This window comes from Luteibacter sp. OK325, assembly GCF_003050935.1.
Classification (GTDB): domain Bacteria; phylum Pseudomonadota; class Gammaproteobacteria; order Xanthomonadales; family Rhodanobacteraceae; genus Luteibacter.
Window position 1 is genome coordinate 59,165 of sequence record NZ_QAOX01000014.1, and the last position, 16,164, is coordinate 75,328.

The 16,164-nt window shown below is 66.1% G+C and carries 14 protein-coding genes; 10 read left to right on the top strand and 4 right to left on the bottom strand.

Annotated features, from left to right (window positions below):
* Window positions 1–15 precede the first annotated feature (15 nt).
* Window positions 16–660: a ribosome biogenesis GTP-binding protein YihA/YsxC gene (yihA, locus tag C8J98_RS21135; RefSeq protein WP_107915805.1), complete on the bottom strand. Its 645-nt coding sequence runs from the start codon at window positions 658–660 to the stop codon at window positions 16–18.
* 173 nt (window positions 661–833) lie between these two features.
* Between yihA and C8J98_RS21140 the strand changes: the two genes are divergently transcribed.
* The 5 genes from C8J98_RS21140 (at window position 834) to C8J98_RS21160 (ending at window position 4,554) form a co-directional block, all read left to right on the top strand.
* Complete coding sequence (locus tag C8J98_RS21140; protein WP_233260327.1) at window positions 834–1,643, top strand: c-type cytochrome; 810 nt, start codon at window positions 834–836, stop codon at window positions 1,641–1,643.
* A 75-nt stretch (window positions 1,644–1,718) separates the two neighbouring features.
* Window positions 1,719–2,591 (top strand): thiol:disulfide interchange protein DsbA/DsbL, encoded by an 873-nt coding sequence (locus C8J98_RS21145; protein ID WP_107915807.1) that lies wholly within the window; start codon window positions 1,719–1,721, stop codon window positions 2,589–2,591.
* A gap of 30 nt (window positions 2,592–2,621) precedes the next feature.
* Window positions 2,622–3,266, top strand: a complete 645-nt coding sequence (locus C8J98_RS21150; RefSeq protein WP_107915809.1) for a thiol:disulfide interchange protein DsbA/DsbL — start codon at window positions 2,622–2,624, stop codon at window positions 3,264–3,266.
* Between the two features lie 89 nt (window positions 3,267–3,355).
* Window positions 3,356–4,168 carry an endonuclease/exonuclease/phosphatase family protein gene (locus tag C8J98_RS21155; RefSeq protein WP_107915811.1) on the top strand — a complete coding sequence of 271 codons (813 nt, stop codon included), beginning with the start codon at window positions 3,356–3,358 and terminating at the stop codon, window positions 4,166–4,168.
* An 8-nt stretch (window positions 4,169–4,176) separates the two neighbouring features.
* Window positions 4,177–4,554 carry a hypothetical protein gene (locus C8J98_RS21160; RefSeq protein ID WP_107915813.1) on the top strand — a complete coding sequence of 126 codons (378 nt, stop codon included), beginning with the start codon at window positions 4,177–4,179 and terminating at the stop codon, window positions 4,552–4,554.
* A gap of 43 nt (window positions 4,555–4,597) precedes the next feature.
* Here C8J98_RS21160 and C8J98_RS21165 read toward each other — a convergent pair whose 3' ends face one another.
* Window positions 4,598–6,232 (bottom strand): glycosyl hydrolase family 17 protein, encoded by a 1,635-nt coding sequence (locus C8J98_RS21165; protein ID WP_107915815.1) that lies wholly within the window; start codon window positions 6,230–6,232, stop codon window positions 4,598–4,600.
* 125 nt (window positions 6,233–6,357) lie between these two features.
* Between C8J98_RS21165 and C8J98_RS21170 the strand changes: the two genes are divergently transcribed.
* The 3 genes from C8J98_RS21170 to C8J98_RS21180 are packed head-to-tail and all read left to right on the top strand — an operon-like array spanning window position 6,358 to window position 10,653.
* Window positions 6,358–8,469 (top strand): transglycosylase SLT domain-containing protein, encoded by a 2,112-nt coding sequence (locus C8J98_RS21170; RefSeq protein ID WP_107915818.1) that lies wholly within the window; start codon window positions 6,358–6,360, stop codon window positions 8,467–8,469.
* On the top strand, window positions 8,466–9,407 hold the full coding sequence (locus C8J98_RS21175; protein ID WP_107915820.1) for a complex I NDUFA9 subunit family protein: 942 nt from the start codon (window positions 8,466–8,468) through the stop codon (window positions 9,405–9,407). The genes C8J98_RS21170 and C8J98_RS21175 overlap by 4 nt, the downstream gene beginning before the upstream one ends.
* A 7-nt stretch (window positions 9,408–9,414) precedes the next feature.
* The gene (locus C8J98_RS21180) at window positions 9,415–10,653 is read left to right on the top strand and encodes a multifunctional CCA addition/repair protein (RefSeq protein ID WP_107915822.1); all 1,239 of its coding nucleotides are present in this window, start codon (window positions 9,415–9,417) and stop codon (window positions 10,651–10,653) included.
* 121 nt (window positions 10,654–10,774) lie between these two features.
* Here the strand turns inward: C8J98_RS21180 and C8J98_RS21185 are convergent, their stop codons facing one another.
* Together C8J98_RS21185 and C8J98_RS21190 are read right to left on the bottom strand one after the other, a co-directional pair.
* Window positions 10,775–11,968 carry an SAM-dependent methyltransferase gene (locus C8J98_RS21185; RefSeq protein WP_107915824.1) on the bottom strand — a complete coding sequence of 398 codons (1,194 nt, stop codon included), beginning with the start codon at window positions 11,966–11,968 and terminating at the stop codon, window positions 10,775–10,777.
* A 55-nt stretch (window positions 11,969–12,023) separates the two neighbouring features.
* Window positions 12,024–14,141 carry a TonB-dependent receptor gene (locus C8J98_RS21190; protein WP_107915826.1) on the bottom strand — a complete coding sequence of 706 codons (2,118 nt, stop codon included), beginning with the start codon at window positions 14,139–14,141 and terminating at the stop codon, window positions 12,024–12,026.
* A gap of 173 nt (window positions 14,142–14,314) precedes the next feature.
* Here C8J98_RS21190 and C8J98_RS22425 point away from each other — a divergent pair, with 173 nt between their 5' ends.
* Together C8J98_RS22425 and C8J98_RS21200 are read left to right on the top strand one after the other, a co-directional pair.
* A complete protein-coding gene (locus C8J98_RS22425) occupies window positions 14,315–15,235 on the top strand; it encodes an EcsC family protein (protein ID WP_233260328.1) in 921 nt (306 codons plus the stop codon).
* Window positions 15,236–15,286: 51 nt separating this feature from the next.
* Window positions 15,287–16,024 (top strand): pteridine reductase, encoded by a 738-nt coding sequence (locus C8J98_RS21200; protein ID WP_107915828.1) that lies wholly within the window; start codon window positions 15,287–15,289, stop codon window positions 16,022–16,024.
* Window positions 16,025–16,164 lie beyond the last annotated feature (140 nt).

Here is a 16,164-nt window from a genome sequence, read left to right on the forward strand (position 1 = left end):
GCCAGGCAGCCGTGGTCAGAGCTCGTGCGGTCGCGGCGTTGCCAGTAGCTGCATGACCCGTGCGCGGGCCTCTTCGACGCCGGTCTTGGCGCTCGAGGAAAAGACCTGCGCCGTACCCGGCACGTTGTTGTCGCGGAAATGCTTGCGCATGGCGTCCAGCGCCTTCTGCGCCTGGCTGCGTGAAATCTTGTCGGCCTTGGTCAGCAGCACGTGGCACGGCAGCTGGGTGTCGGCGCAGAACTGCAGCATCGTGGCGTCGAACTCCTTCAGCTCGTGGCGGATATCGACGATAAGCACGATGCCGCGCAGGCTACGGCGCATCTTCAGGTAGGCATCGATCTCACCGCGCCAGTGCTTGCGCATGGCCTCGGGCACTTTCGCGTAGCCGTAACCGGGAAGGTCGACCAGCCGGCTATCGAGCGGCTCGGCGCCTTCCACTTTCAGCCGCGGCAGGTCGAACACGACCATCAGCTGGGTACGCCCCGGCGTCTTCGACGTGCGTGCCAGCGCGTTATGACCCGTCAGCGCGTTGAGCGCGCTCGACTTGCCGGCGTTGGAACGCCCGGCGAAGGCCACTTCGGCACCCTGGTCGAAGGGCAGCTGGACGATTTCGTGGGCGGCCAACACGAAGGTGGCGCCGTTGAGCGGATTGGAAGACATGGAGGGGATAGCCCGCCGGGCGGGGAAAAACAATGGTCGGGCAGTGTATGCGATACCACGCCCCCGCGCGCTGCCTGTGGTTTGACCCGGCTCTCCCGCGCCCTTCATAATCTTTTGGTTGCGGCGCGTGGGGAAGCGCGCCCGATCCAGAAGCATCCCCCTTGGAGAGACTTATGAAGTTTCGGCACGCCGCCGCTGCCATCACCGCGATGCTCGTCATGAACATAGCCGCGGCCCAGACCGCAGCACCCGCCAAACCGGCCCCCGCGCCGGCGCCGGCGACCACCGCAGCGAAGCCAGGGGCGAATCCGGCGACGGATCCGGCCACGCCGGGCATGCCGACGAACGAGACGGCCACCGTCCCTGCGGGCACGCCCGGAGCCGACGCGACCGCCGCGGTCAAGCCGGGCGATGCCACGGCCGGCCAGGGCAAGGCCGCCGCCTGTGGTGCCTGCCACGGCATGGACGGCAACTCGACCGATGCCCAGAACCCGCGCCTGGCCGGGCAGAGCGAGCAGTACATCGTCCGCCAGCTCACCGACTTCAAGGCGGGCAAGCGCCAGAACCCGATCATGATGGGCATGGCCGCGCCGCTTTCGCCGCAGGACATGCACGACATCGGCGCGTACTTCGCCAAGCAGAAGCCACTGCCGGGCGTCGCCGACAAGGCCCTCGTCGATCAGGGCCAGACGCTCTACCGCGAAGGCGATACCGCTCGCGGCATTCCCGCCTGCATGGCCTGTCATGGTCCTGACGGACGCGGCAACCCGGGTGCCATGTACCCGCAGCTGACGAGCCAGCACGCCAGGTACATCGAGGCTACGCTGAAGTCCTGGCACGATGGCACCGCATGGGGCGACGACGCGCACGCGAAAATCATGCCCTCGATCGCGCAGAAGCTGGACGAGAAAGACATCGCCGCGCTGGCCAGCTATATCGAAGGCCTGCACACGAATGACGCGGACGCACCCGCGACACGCTGATGGCGTTAAAGTTGGAAGATCGAACGGGCCCCTTCGGGCCCGTTCTCGTTTAGAAGGTTAGAAAAGGAATCCCTGATGCGACTGCGCCTTCCCCTGCTCTGCGCCGCCCTGATCGGTCTGGCGGCCTGCGGCTCCGGTAACAACGACACCGCTGCGACCCCGACGACTCCTCCCGCTACCGCCGCCACCGTCCCGGCCCCCGCCGCACCGGCGCCGGCTCCAGCTGCCACCGCTGCGCCAGCCGCTTCGGGCAGCACGGCCGGCGCCACCGCAGCGACTCCGGCAACGGATGCCGATGACGCCAACCGCCCCGCCCCCAAGCCCTTCGTCGATGACGGCAAATGGGTCGAGGGCAAGAACTACTTCCGCATCGATCCCGCCCAGCCGACCAGCTCGCCGGGCAAGATCGAAGTCACCGAGGTGTTCTCCTACGGCTGCCCGTTCTGCTACCAGTTCAACGGCCTTGTCGAGCAGCTGGCAAAAGACCTGCCCCGTGGCGCGGTCATGACCTACACGCCCGCCTCGTTCCGGCCCGACGAGAACTGGCCACTACTGCAGCGCGCGTTCCTCACCGCCCAGGCACTCGGCGTCGCAAAGCAGAGCCACGACGCCATGTTCGATGCGGTGAACAAGGGCGAACTGAGCATCATGGACAGCAGCTCCGAGCGACGGAAGCCGCAGTCCGCCTGGCCGACCATCGACGACGTCGCCAAGGTGTATACGAAGTTCGGCATCAAGCCGGAGGACTTCGTCGCCACCGCCAATTCCTTCACCATCAACACCAAGATGAAGCGCGCGGATGAACTCGTGCGCGCCTACGAGGTCGATGGGACGCCGGCGATCATCGTCAACGGCAAGTACCGCCTGTCGCCTAGCAGCGCCGGCGGCTATCCGCAGGCCGTCGAGCTCACCCAGTGGCTCGTCAGCAAGGAAGCCGCGGGTAAGTAACCGCGTTCTCGACCTCTCCCGGAGATTTTCATGTTCAAGCGTCTCTCGCTCCTGTTCGTCGGCCTGACCCTGGCCACCGCCTGCTCGGCGGGTCCGGCCGATCCGGCCGCGGACCCGTATGCCGGCAAGTACGACACGATTGCCACGCCACAGCGTCTCGACCCGAAGGATGGCAAGGTCGAAGTGGTTGAAGTGTTCTCCTATGGCTGCATCCATTGCGCGCATTTCGAACCGACGGTCGAAGAATTGCAAAAGAAGCTGCCGAAGGGCGTGGTGTTCCACGCCATCCCTGCGGCTTTCAATGACGCGTGGCTGCCGTATGCGCAGGCCTACTACGCCGCGCAGAAGCTCAAGGTCGATCCGAAGGCGCACGCGGCGCTGTTCAAGGCCATCCACACCGATCACTATCCGCTTCGCACCATCGAGGAGCTGGCTGACTGGTATGCCGCAAACTACGGCCTGGATAAGGCCAGGTTTATCGACGCGGCCACCAAGGACGATGCGATCCGCCAGCGGATCCTTGCCGACGGCAAGTTGATCCAGAAGTGGGGCGTCGACGGCACCCCTGCGATCATTGTGGACGGCAAGTACCGCCCCAAGGACTTCAAGGACTTCGACGAACTCAACGCCATGACCTTGTCCCTCGTGGACAAGGAACTCAAGGGCGGCAAGTAAGTCACTCGGCCGCTTCCGATGCCCCCCGTTCACACGGCGGGGGGCATCCTCAGCCGTCACGGCCCGACGTGGTAACCATCGCGAAACCCATGACCCGCTCCTCGCCGAATCCGTCCCCCGCTCCCGAGCGCACCCTGCGTCTGCTGAGCTGCAACATCCTCGCTGGCGCCAGCGTCCAGCGCTACAGCGATTACGTCACGCGCAGTGTGAACGCCGTGCTGCCGGGACGATCGAAGCTGGCCAATCTCGATTCGCTGGCCGAGCTCCTTCATGAATTCGACGTGGTCGGCCTGCAGGAAGCCGATGCGGGAAGCCTGCGTTCCGGATTTCTCAACCAGACACGCTACATCGCCGAAGCGGCGGGCATGCCGTTCTGGAGCCACCAGCCGAACCGGCCGATGGCCCGTGTCGCGCACTCGGCCAACGGCCTGCTCAGCCGGATTGAACCGACCGAAGTGATCGATTACCCGCTGCCGGGCCGGATCAAGGGGCGCGGGGCACTTTTCGTAAGATTTGGCGAAGGCCCCGACGCACTGGTGATGGTCGTCGCCCACCTCTCGCTTGGTGCGGCAGCACGCATGGGCCAGCTCGCCTTCATCGCCGAGTTGCTTGCTCCCTATCCGCACGCCGTGCTGATGGGCGATCTCAACACGGAGCCGACCAGTCCCGAGATGCGCGTGCTGTTCGACAAGACGGCGCTGCAGATGCCGATCATCAATACACTCACGTTTCCGAGCTGGAAGCCACGGCGTGCGCTGGACCATATCCTGACCTCGGCGGACATCAAGCTCGAGCGCACGTGGACATTACCCCGTGCGTTCTCCGATCATCTGCCGCTTGCCGCCGAAATCCGCCTGCCCCTGGCACTGGCCCAGGCAGCCGGCGCATCCCGACCGAGGTAATCCGCTCCATGAAACCCAGCCTGCGCGCCGCCCTGCCCTGGGCTGTCATCGTCGTTGTCGCCCTAGCCGCGGCGTGGCTTCGGTATGGCTTCATCGAGCCGTCCGACATGGCGCACGTCTGCGAGGGCAGCAACGGACCGTGGTGGTGCGGAACGCGTACGCTCGTCGTGCAGGGCTTCCTCAGTTACGGATACGGCTATGCCGCCGTACTGATGGCACTCGTGGCCCTGTTCTGGCGCAACACAACAGCCGCCGTGCTCGCGGCGAGCTTCGGCGTCATCGCGCTCCAGCTGTACTGCTATGAGGGTGGTGCCCTGGCGCTGTTGATCGGCGCACTGCGACTGGCTCGCCTGCAGTACGACCGTCAGCAGATTGCCGCCGCCTGACGGCTATCCCGGCGCACTGACGCACTGGCGCACCGCGTTACTTTCAGTCGCGCCGAGCCCGGTACCAGGCAGCCAGCACGGGCAAGGCCAGCGCAAGGTTGAGCAGCATCCAACCCCACGACACGGCATTCGCGCCCAGTTCCTGCACCACCACGGCGACCCCGAGTCCGGCTATCCAGAGGGCCAGCAGTCGCTCCTCGACCAGCGGCATGAGTATGTCCTCGCGCGTGCGCAGGATGGAGAGCAGCAGGAAGCCCACGCAGGGCAGCGCGAACAGTCCGATCGGAAAGTCGCGATAGCGACCGTTGAAGACGAGCAGGATGCCGTAAAGCGCCAGCACGAACATCCAGAAGAAGCGTTGCGGCGTGAACGCGTCCGACCAGACGATGCCCAGACGCCGACGTTCGACCGGATGCGGTGCGATCGCCGCGGGGTTCACCGGCGAGGCCAGGCGCGAGGCAACAGCGCGTGACAACGAGAGCGCGGTCAGCAGTGCAAGCACGCCGATGATCACGCCCGTCGCCCATTCCACCTCATTGCGGCTGGAGAAAAGCAGCAGGCGTGCGTGAGCGGCCAACGCCGTGCCACTGGCGAAACCGGCGAGCACCAGGGCGAGCCAGCCCGATGCACCATGCCAGCGACGGCGGAACGCACCGCACAGCAGGAACACCAGCGCGCCGACACCGCCGGCGCCAATCGCCCAGGTCCAGCGAGGCTCTTCGACGATCGGTCCCTGCATGGCGAACTTGGGATTGGCGTCGACATCGAAGATGCCCCAGTAGCCACCGACGGTGCCCTCGAGGTCACGCTTCCATGGCTGGTCGAACGCCTCGATGACGTTGTACGGCATGTCGACCGTCGCGGCATAGTTGAGGAATTCGCGCATGTAGCGCGCCTCGTTGACCAGGCTCGCGCTCGCGTCACGGCGCGTGCGTCCCTGGCTCGGCCAGCCGGTTTCGCCGATCATGATCGCCTTGCCGGGGAACTCGCGCTTCATGGCCTGGTAAACATCGGCGACATGGCGCACGGCGTCGACTGGCGCGACCGGCTCATCTTCCCAGTACGGCAGGATGTGGATGGTGATGTAGTCGGTGTCCTTGGCCAGCTCCGGATGCTTCTTCCAGAACTCCCAGACATCGGCGTAAGTCACCGGCACGTCGGTCGCCGCGTTCACCCGGGCGATGTACTCGCCAAGTGCCTTCGGCGACAGCTCGCCACGCAGTAGCACCTCGTTGCCGACGACGATGCCACGCAAGGTGTCGTGATCGCGCCGGGCCGCTTCCAGGGCGAGCTTGATCTGTAGTTCGTTGGCGACCGGATCCCGGCCCAGCCACACGCCCATCAGCACCTTCATGCCGTAGCGCCCGGCGATGTCCGGCACGGCTTCCAGGCCCTGGTTCATCGCGTAGGTGCGCACACAGTCGAAACGCGTGGAGAGCGCCTTGAGGTCCGCCTCGACGCGTTCGCGCGAAACGAAGGCATGGGGGTCCATCGGGTTCTCGCCCTTGAGGCGGAAGGGTGCATACGAAACGCAGGCGATCCGCGTGGTGGGCGAATCCGGAAGCGCTATCGGGCGACCGAGTGTCCACCAGTAACCGGCACCGAAGATGGCGGCGGCGACAAGGACAATCCATGCGAGCGGGCGCGCGAGGCGCGCGTAGGGCGTGAGGGGCGGCATCCCATAAGCTTAACGGGCCGAAGGCGTCAGGGCGATTCCGGGTGGTGGCCCCGTTCATCCGACCTGCGCACCACCTTCCCTTACAATCGGTGGGCACCTCCCCGTATCCCGTAAAGGAAGACCGCATGGCATCCGCCCCGGCAGCACGACGCGTCGACCGCCCCCTCCGCCTGCTTGGCGGACTCGTCCTCGCCGTCTGCGGGCTTGCCGCCTCCGTGTCCGCCTCGGCAAGCGGTAACGACGCCGAGCGCGCCCGGTTCCGTCAGGCCTACGCCGTGGCCCAGCAGGGCGGCGATGCCTGGCGCGCACAGTCGACGGGCCTCGAAGGCTATGTGCTGTTTCCTTATCTGGAAGCGGCGTCGCTCGAACACGACCTGCGCACGCTTGACCGCGCCCCGGTGGATGCCTATCTGGCGCGCTACCCCGGCATGATCCCCGCCGCCGACCTGCGCCGGGACTTCCTCGGTGAACTGGCGCGTCGCAAGGACTGGGCCACCTTCAGCGCGATGTACCAGCCTGGCCTCGGCGATGCGCTGACCTGCTTCGATTTACAGGCCAGGCTCTCGCGCGGCGAGCCACTGGTTTTCGAGCGCGACATGGCCGACCTGTGGAAGAAGGCCAGCCTGCCCAATGCCTGCGACCCGGTGCTGTCGGCCGCGCACGACCAGGGCCTGCTGACGCCCGAGCGCCTGTGGTCGCGCATCCAGGTCGCCGCGGACGCCGGCAAGGGCGGAACGATCGCCGCATTGGCACCGTGGCTGCCGGCAGATGATGCTATCGCGGCGCAGCGTATCGCCCAGGCCCTCAACGATCCGACTACCGCCCTGCGTGACGCGGCGAACTGGCCCGACACGCCTCGGCATCGGCAGGCCGTGACGCTGGCCTTGCAGCGCATGGCGCGCAAACAGTCGACGGTGGCGGATGGCGCGTGGAGTTCGTTGTCCTCGCATTTCACGTTGAGCGAACAGCAGCGCGGAGCGATCGAGAATGCGCTGGCACTGTTCCATGCGACGGATTTCGATGAGTCGGCGCTGGACCGTCTTACCGCCCTTCCGCCCGGCGCGCAGACCGACGCCACCCGCGAGTGGCGCGTGCGCGTGGCGCTGGCGCGACAGGACTGGACGGCGGCGCTGGCCGCGCTGGACGCCCTGGGCGAAGCCCAGAAGGACGACGGCGAATGGCGTTATTTCCGCGCCCTGGTGCTCGGCAGGTTGGGTCGACAGGGTGAAGCGAAGGCGTTGTACCAATCGGTTTCCCAGGAGGCGACCTACTTCGGATTCCTCGCCGCCGACCGCATCGATACCGCGTACGCCATCTGCCCTTCGACCATGGCCACCGACGAGCGCCGCGAGGCCGCCCTGCTCGCCGAACCGGGTGTCGACCGCGCCTTCGAACTCTATGCGGTGGGCTTGCAGAAGCTGGGCCGACGCGAATGGACGGCCGCACTTGCCGGCCGCGATGCCGACACCCAGCGTCTCGCCGCCGACCTTGCGTTCCGCAAGGGATGGTATGACCGCGCTGTCTTCGGGTTGTCGTCCGGCGATGCCCTGCGCCTTTACGAACAGCGCTTTCCCCTGGCCCGACAGGACGGCGTGGTGGAGCAGGCAAGCCAGGCTGGTATCGAAGCGCCCTGGGCCTACGCAATTATCCGTGCCGAAAGCGCGTGGATGACGGACGCCCGGTCCGGTGCGGACGCGCGTGGGCTGATGCAGCTACTTCCCGGCACCGCCGCTCTCGTGGCCAAGCGCAATGGACTTTCCTGGTCCGGCGGCGACAGCCTGTATGACCCGAGCACCAACATCGTTCTCGGTACGCGCTATCTCGCCCAGATGGCGGAGCGCTATAGCGGTGCGCCCTGGCTCGCCAGTGCGGCCTACAACGCGGGCCCGAACAAGGTCGACCAGTGGCTTACCGCACGCGGCACGCTGGATCCCGACCTCTTCGTCGTCAGCATTCCCTATAAGGAAACCCGCGAATACGTCGCGCGGGTGATGGCCTTCGCGGTGATCTACGACTGGCGCCTCCATGGCAATGCCCTGGCCATCAGCTCGCGCATGACCCGGATCGGCAGCACCTACTCCCTGCCCTCGACCGGTGCCGTTCGCAAACCGGTCATGTGCCCGTCACCCGCCGCGGCCCGCAGCGCAACCGTCGCCGCTCCGGCGGCCCCCGCTGTCTTGCAGCCGGCGCCGGCCGCAGCGACTTCGGCACCCGGCGCACCGGACGCCCAGCCATGAAAACCCAGCGGATCGTCATTCTCGGAGGCACCGGCTTCGTCGGCGACACGCTCATACCGCGACTGGCCGCAGACGGGCATGAACTGATCCTGCTCTCGCGCAACAGGCAAGGCCGGCGAGACCGTGCTGTCGGCCGCAACGTCACCCTTGTCAGCGCCGACGTTTACGACCCGGCCACGCTGCGCCGTTACATCACCGGTGCCGATGCCGTCATCAACCTTGTCGGCATCCTCAACGAGAGTGGTCGTAACACGTTCGAACGCGTGCACGTAGGACTGACGCGCCTGCTGGTCGACGCCTGCCGCGACACGGGCGTGCACCGTCTGCACCAGATGAGCTCCCTGAAGGCGGGCCAGGGACACTCGTCCTACCTGCGCACCCGCGGTGAGGCCGAAGCCCTGGTAAGGACCTCCACGCTCGACTGGACCATCTATCAGCCGAGCACGATATTCGGGCCGGACGACGGCCTGGTCTCGCGCTTCGACAAACTGTTGTCGTTCGCCCCGGCCATGCCGCTGCCCCGCCCCAACGCGAAGATCGCACCGGTGTATGTCGGCGACGTGGTCGAGGCCATGGCACGCGCGGTCGCGGAGCCGAAGATCTCGGTATTGCGGACCTTCGAACTCTATGGCCGCGAAACCTGGTCGCTGATCGACATGGTGCGTGCCATTCGCGACGCGCGCGGTCGCCGGCGCTGGGTCCTGCCGATGCCCGATGCGCTGGGCCAGCTGCAAGCGCAGTTCGCCCAGTTCGTGCCGGGCAAGCCGTTCACGCCGGACAACTTCCGCACCCTGCGCACCGATTCGGTCGGCAAGGTCGACGGGCTCGCCCAACTCGGCATCGTGCCGCAGTCCTTCTCCGCGTGGCTACCCAGGCTACTTGGCAAACCCATCCGCCAGCGTCGTCTCGACGAAGCTCGCGCGCGCCGCCGGCCCTGACGCCCCCATGGATATCTATCTCGTCGGCGGCGCTGTCCGCGACCGGTTGTTGGGCCGCCCCGTCGTCGATCGCGACTGGGTTGTCGTGGGCGCCACGCCCGAAGACATGCTTTCCGCCGGCTACAAGGCCGTGGGCAAGGATTTCCCGGTCTTCCTTCATGGCAGCACGAAAGAGGAATACGCACTCGCCCGAACCGAGCGCAAGACCGGACGCGGCTATCACGGCTTCGCGTTCCATGCCGACCCGACTGTTACCGTGGAACAGGATCTCGAACGTCGCGACCTGACGATCAATGCGATCGCCCAGCATGAAGACGGCGGTCTGGTCGATCCCTTCGGCGGCGTGGCGGATATCGCCTCGCGCACACTGCGCCACGTGTCTGACGCCTTCATCGAAGACCCGGTGCGCCTGCTTCGCGTGGCACGCTTCGCCGCCCGCTACGCGCCGCTCGGTTTTCGCGTCGCCGGGGAGACCATGGCACTGATGCGTCGCATGGTCGACGACGGTGAGATCGATCACCTCGTACCGGAACGCGTCTGGGCAGAAACACGCAAGGCACTGGCCGAACCCGCACCGTCGGAATTCCTCCGCGTGCTTCGCCAGGCCGGCGCGTTGCGCGTGCTGTTTCCGGAGGTGGATGCGCTGTATGGCGTGCCACAGCGTCCCGAGTTTCATCCGGAGGTCGACACCGGCATCCACATCGAACTGGTGCTCGACGCCGCCGCGCGGCTCGCACCGGGCGATGCGCTGGTGGGCTGGTGTGCGCTGACCCATGATCTGGGCAAGGCACTGACCCCCGCCGACGTACTGCCGCGTCACATCATGCACGAGCAGCGTGGCATCGAACCCGTACGCGCGATTTCCGCACGGCTGAAGGTACCGGTGGACTACGCGTCCATGGCCGAGTTGGTCTGCAAGCACCATCTCAACGCACACATGGCATTCGAGCTGAAGCCAACGACCATCCTGCGTTTGCTCGACGCGCTGGCCGCGCTACGCCGGCCTGAGCGTCTCGAAACCTTCCTGCTTGCCTGCATGGCTGACAAACAGGGGCGGCTGGGCAGCGAAGACGCCCCCTACCCGCAGGCGGATTTCCTCCGGGCCTGTCGCGAAGCTGCGGCCACCATCACCTCGCAGCCTTTCGTCGAGCAGGGCCTTCACGGCCCCGCCATCGGCGAAGCCATGAAGAAAGCCCAGGCCCAGGCCATCGCGGCGGTCCCAAAGCCGAAGCCGGGCTCGTTGTAGGAGCCGATTCATCGGCGAATGGGTGCTCACGTCAACCTGGCCCGCTGCCGCGGGATCGCCGATGAATCGGCTCCTACCGAGCAAAGAGCATCGCCGCTGAAGCGGCTCCTACATTTCCCGATTAGAGCCGCGAGCCCTGGTCGGCAGCGAGGATACCTTCGGGCAGTGCCGACGCCGGGATGTCCTTAGCAAACAACATCACCTGGAAGCGCTCACCCATCTGCTCGGGCAAGGTCAGCTTCTTCACTTCCTGGGCCAGGCGGTATCGCGCGGCTTCGTCGGTGAGCATCAGGTAGTCGTTCTCGAAGAACTCCTGCATGCCGGCGGCAATCAGGAACGGCGCCTGTGGCATGTACGCGGCAACGCCGAAGCCGGCGTTGTTGCCCGCTTCGGCAAGACTGGTGAAATCGACCGAAGCGGTAAGGTCCTGCAGGCCGGGAAGGTAGAACGCATCACCATGCATGCGATGCCGATAGAACGCACGCAGGGTACCGTCCGTGCGCTCCGGCAGATAGAACTCGCTGCGCGTGTAGCCGTAATCGGCGAACAACATCGCGCCACGGCGAAGTGAGCCGGCGACCGCCTGCATCCAGTACGGCAACTGCGGAAGGATCTCCGTGCGGTAACCGTTCTCGAAGTCACGACCCAGATCACGCTCGACATGGCGGACGGCGCCACTGACCAGCGCATCGGCCGGCCGATCCGTGCGATGGAAGCGCCCATCGCCGTCGAGGACGACATATTCCTCGTAGACCTCGCCGTCGCGAACCGTGAAGCGGGTGGTCGGCAAGGCGTCGATCACTTCATTGGCGAAGAGCACGCCGTCCCAGTCCTGCTCGGGTGGGCCGTCGAGCCACGCCGCGCGAGCGAAAAGCTCCGCCGGCAACGCGGCATGCAGCCGCTCGCGCTGGCGTTCGCGCAGGTCGGCACTGGGTTCGAGGATCATGAAACGACGCGGCAGGCGACCGGCGGCATCGAGGGCCAGCAAGGCGGCTTCCGCGAAGGCGCCGCTACCGCCGCCCAGCTCGAGGAAGTCGGCGTCGGGGCCCAGCGAAGCGAGCACCGGTTCCAGCGCACGCACCACGCAACGGGCGAACAGCGTGCCGATTTCCGGCGCGGTGACGAAGTCGCCATCCCCACCGAACTTGGCCTTGCCCGCGCTGTAGTAGCCGAGGCCCGGTGTGTACAGGCAGCGCTCCATGAAGCGCGAGAAAGGCATGGGCCCGTGGGAGGCGATCTCCTCGCGCAGCAGAGCGCAGAGGTGATCGGAGTGGGCGCGCTCATCGGCGCCGGGTTCGGGAAGCTTGGCGTTCATGCCATCAGGATAACGGATGCCGCGCCCACGTTCAGGAGCGCGGCATCGGGGCCGATCAGAAATCCTGTTGCAACGACAGGAATACGCCACGGCGCGGACCGAACTGCGGCGCACCCACGCCGATGCCGGAACCATCGCGGATCTCATAGGTGCGATCCAGCGCGTTGACCAGGGCCAGCTGGGCATGGGTCTTGCCGATGCTGGTCAGGTCGAAGTCGTGCGCCACGCTGAGATTGAGCTGGAAGTAGCCCGGCAGCGTATCGCCGTTCGGCACGGCGCCATCGCGACGCAGGCCCGAGCCGAACAGGTAGTCCGCACCGACGCGCGTGCCTTCGGAAAAGGCGTAGCTGACGCCGCCGGACGAGGTGTACTTCTGGTCGTGATCGAGGTGGATGTAGTTGTTGTAGATGTAGGCGAGGTCGTCCGGGCTGAAGTTGTACTGGCCCGTGATGATCCGCTTGCCGACCGAGCGGTTGTACGCGAAGTTAAAATACGCCGTGAGCGCGCCGTCGGTGTAGTTCACCGTGAGCTCGTCGCCCTTGATCCGGCCCTGGTCGTAGTTGAAGGTGGAGTAGACCAGCGCCGTGCCGAACTGCCCTTCATCCTGGATACGCGAGACGCGGCGGTAGTAGCTGTCCAGGCCCACGGTCAGCTTGTCGCCTATTTTTTGCGAGATGCCGACGTCGTAGTAGCTGGAGCGCTCGGCCAGCGGGGTATCGCTGCCGTTATCCGGCAGCGCGTTGGTCGTGCCGACGAACTTCGCGATCGACGTCGGGCTGATCTGCTCGCTCGCCGGCGGCGTGAAGTATCGCGAGTAACCCGCGTGGATCGTGGTGCTGTCGGTCGCCTGGTAAACCAGGCCAAGGCGCGGACTAAGCTGGCTCTCGGTGCGGAAGGCCTCGTAGCGATCGCCGCGCACGCCGTAGTTCACCGTCCACTTGTCGCCGATGCTCCATTCGTCCTGCAGGTACACGGCGTAAGTGCGCGCGAGGATGCGGCTGGAGTCGACGATGTTCAGAGGGGTGGTCGAGGTCTGGTTGCCATCGTCATCGGCCGGGAAGACCAGCGAATCGTTGCTGGACGACGCACGTTCGAACGAACCGTACAGGCCGTAGCGCAGCGTGTGGCTATCACCCAGCGGCGTGGAGAAATCGGCCTGCAGGGTCGTGGCGCGATTGGCGCGGCGCACGTCGGAGGCGATACCGTTGAACATCAGGTCGCCGATGTCGTCCGGCGTGAAATCCAGGCTGCTGTAGCGCTCACCGGCCGACACCTGGTACGCCGTCGAGCCCATCTTGCCCTGCAGGCTGAGGACGCCAAACCGCGTCTTCTCCTGCTGGCGCTCGTCGAGCTGGGCCGAATCGAAGTTGGTCACATCGAGGTAGCCGAACGTGGGCGTCTGGCCCGGATTGTTCGGGATCTCGAAGCGGTTGTTGGTGACGCCGAACATGAAGCTCAGGCGCGTGTCGTTATTGATCAGGTACGAGACGTCGCCAAACGCCTTCACCTGGTTGGTGTGGTCGTGGATCGGCTTGCGGCTGGCGGTGGGATTCTCGATGCCGACGTCATTCTCGAGGTAGTTTGCCGTCAGGAACCAGCTCCAGTCACCCGACTTCCCGAACAGGGTAGCGTTCGGGTTCAGCGTGCCGAACTGGCCACCGGTGACGCCAACGCTGCCGCCGACGCCGTCTTTCGGCGTGCGCGTGGTGATGTCGACGATGGCCGCGGTGCGCTCGCCGTACTGCGCGGGCAACGCACCGGTGAGCAGCTTCACGTTGTCGATCATCCGCGCATCGAGGGTCTGGCCGAAGCCGCCGATGCTTTCGGGAATGAGCACGCCATTGATGCGGTATTGCAGGTTCGCGTGGTCGCCGCGCACGTGAAGCTGGCCGTAGGAATCCTGGACCACGCCGGGCGCTTGCAGGATCACCTGGTTGAGCGGAGTGGAGTCGCCGAGCGGCAAGGCCTGGATCGTCTGGCGGTCCATGACGTACTGGCTGCTGCCCGTGTCCGGCGAAAGACTGTTGCGCGCCTCGTCCAGTCGCGCGGTGACATCTACTTCGCCAAGGTTCGTGGCCTTCCGCGGGTCAGTGGTGTCGGTGGTGTCTTCCGCAAAAGCAGGGGCGGCGGACAGGGCAAGGGCGATGCAGAGCGCGAGGCGTGCGGGGGTCATCGGGGACTCTTCTTGGGGTAGCGATGTTATAACGTATCATAACGAAAGCGCGGGATGGGGGGCATCGGTCGGAAGTCACTATCCGCGCCAGGCGGTTTCGCGGCCCTTTCGCTTCATGGCGGACTCACGTGGCCCACGCGACGATGGCTCCCATCGCATGCCCGGAGAGACCGATGGCCAAAAAGGACGCTTCTTCCACCTCGCAGGAGATCGTTCCCGTGTCCGCCGACCGGGGTGAAAGTCCCGTCGCCAGGGCAATCCTCGAATTCGTCAGCCGCATTCCCGATAGCGATGTGCCCCGGGTGAAGGGTGACGCCGCCGAGGAATGCCGCCGCCTGGCGTCGTCCGCCGCACAAAAGGCGGCCATCACGGCCGGCTCACTCGCCCTGCCCCCAGGCCCGCTGGGCTGGCTTACCGTCCTGCCCGAGCTCGTGGCCATCTGGCGGATCCAGGGTCAGCTGGTGAGCGATATCGCTGCCGCCTACGGAAAGACCCCGAAGCTGGGCCGCGAGCAGATGCTGTGGTGCCTGTTCCGCCATACCGCCGCGCAGGCCTTCCGCGACGTGGCCATTCGGGTCGGCGACCGCCTGGTCTTCCGCACCACGGCCACCAGCGTGCTCCAGCGCCTGGCCGGCCGCATCGGCGTAAGTGTGTCCAAGCGCGCCGTCGGCAAGGGCATTTCGCGCTGGCTCCCGGTCGTGGGCGCACTAGGTGTGGGCGCCTACGCCTACTACGACACCGGCCAGGTCGCGAAAACCGCTATCGACCTCTTCAGTGGCGAAATTCATATCGACAACGATCCCGACGGCAGCGAGCCCGGCAAGAAAGCCTCTGTGGGAGCCGGCTCCGCCGCCACTCGTGTGGGAGCCGGCTCCGCCGGCGATAAGCCCCGCACGAAGTCGGCGACCCGCAAGACCACGCCCGCCGCCACTCGGAAGCGCGCCACCACCAAGAAAGCCGTTGCGCGCAAGACCGCTGCGGCCAAGGCCCCTAAAGCGACGCGACCCGTCACAAAAAAAACCGCAAAGAAAACAACCGCCCGCCGTGCGACCGCCAAAAAAACCACCGCGCGCAAGCCAAAAACCGCGACGTGACGCGCGCCCCCATTTGCGGCAAGCTCCCCGCAGATTGAACAGGAAGTCGCGATGAACAAGCAGCCGGTCATTCTGGTCACCGGAGGCGCACGCCGCGTTGGTGCCGCCATCGTGCGGCACCTGCACGCCGCGGGCTGCGCCGTCGCCATCCACTATCGAAGCTCAGCCGCCGAAGCCGACGCCCTCGCGCAGGAGCTGAACGCCACCCGCGCCGACAGCGCCTGCACGTTTCCGGGGGCGCTCGAGAGCGACAACACGCCCGGCGCGCTCGTGGGTTCTGTCCTCGCCCACTTCGGCCGACTCGATGGCCTCGTCAACAACGCCTCGGCGTTCTATCCGACGCCCATCGGCGAAACCACCGCCGCACACTGGAACGATCTCTTCGCCGCAAATGCGCGCGCGCCGTTCTTCCTCGCGCAAGCCGCAACGCCGGCGCTTCGCGAAGCACGCGGGGCGATCGTCAACATCGTCGACATCTACGCCGAGCGTCCACTTGCCGGTCACACGGTCTATTCGATGGCGAAAGCCGCACTCGTGATGCTGACGCAAGCACTCGCCAGGGACCTCGCACCGGAAGTGCGGGTAAACGCCGTTGCGCCGGGCGCCATCCTCTGGCCTGCATCCGGCAAGCCGGAAGAGGCCGCGGAAGCGTTGATCGCGAAGACCCCTCTGGCTCGCAAGGGCGAGCCGGAGGACGTTGCGGAAGCGGTGCGCTGGTTGTTGATGGATGCGCATTACACGACGGGGCAGGTGATTCGGGTCGATGGTGGGCGGGCGTTGAATATCTGATCTATCGCGAGCGGGCCGCGCCTGGGGCGCGGATCGCCGATGAATCGGCTCCTTGTATCTTGGGCATGCCTCCCGCTGGGAGGTGCAGCAAGTGAGATCCCGGGGAGGCCGCCGGCTCCTGGAAGCAGAATTATCTGACT

What these genes read in the sequence shown, in the direction of transcription:
- yihA (WP_107915805.1), bottom strand. Translation starts at nt 660, where the DNA reads ATGTCTTCCAATCCGCTCAACGGCGCCACCTTCGTGTTGGCCGCCCAC.
- C8J98_RS21140 (WP_233260327.1), top strand. Translation starts at nt 834, where the DNA reads ATGAAGTTTCGGCACGCCGCCGCTGCCATCACCGCGATGCTCGTCATG.
- C8J98_RS21145 (WP_107915807.1), top strand. Translation starts at nt 1,719, where the DNA reads ATGCGACTGCGCCTTCCCCTGCTCTGCGCCGCCCTGATCGGTCTGGCG.
- C8J98_RS21150 (WP_107915809.1), top strand. Translation starts at nt 2,622, where the DNA reads ATGTTCAAGCGTCTCTCGCTCCTGTTCGTCGGCCTGACCCTGGCCACC.
- C8J98_RS21155 (WP_107915811.1), top strand. Translation starts at nt 3,356, where the DNA reads ATGACCCGCTCCTCGCCGAATCCGTCCCCCGCTCCCGAGCGCACCCTG.
- C8J98_RS21160 (WP_107915813.1), top strand. Translation starts at nt 4,177, where the DNA reads ATGAAACCCAGCCTGCGCGCCGCCCTGCCCTGGGCTGTCATCGTCGTT.
- C8J98_RS21165 (WP_107915815.1), bottom strand. Translation starts at nt 6,232, where the DNA reads ATGCCGCCCCTCACGCCCTACGCGCGCCTCGCGCGCCCGCTCGCATGG.
- C8J98_RS21170 (WP_107915818.1), top strand. Translation starts at nt 6,358, where the DNA reads ATGGCATCCGCCCCGGCAGCACGACGCGTCGACCGCCCCCTCCGCCTG.
- C8J98_RS21175 (WP_107915820.1), top strand. Translation starts at nt 8,466, where the DNA reads ATGAAAACCCAGCGGATCGTCATTCTCGGAGGCACCGGCTTCGTCGGC.
- C8J98_RS21180 (WP_107915822.1), top strand. Translation starts at nt 9,415, where the DNA reads ATGGATATCTATCTCGTCGGCGGCGCTGTCCGCGACCGGTTGTTGGGC.
- C8J98_RS21185 (WP_107915824.1), bottom strand. Translation starts at nt 11,968, where the DNA reads ATGAACGCCAAGCTTCCCGAACCCGGCGCCGATGAGCGCGCCCACTCC.
- C8J98_RS21190 (WP_107915826.1), bottom strand. Translation starts at nt 14,141, where the DNA reads ATGACCCCCGCACGCCTCGCGCTCTGCATCGCCCTTGCCCTGTCCGCC.
- C8J98_RS22425 (WP_233260328.1), top strand. Translation starts at nt 14,315, where the DNA reads ATGGCCAAAAAGGACGCTTCTTCCACCTCGCAGGAGATCGTTCCCGTG.
- C8J98_RS21200 (WP_107915828.1), top strand. Translation starts at nt 15,287, where the DNA reads ATGAACAAGCAGCCGGTCATTCTGGTCACCGGAGGCGCACGCCGCGTT.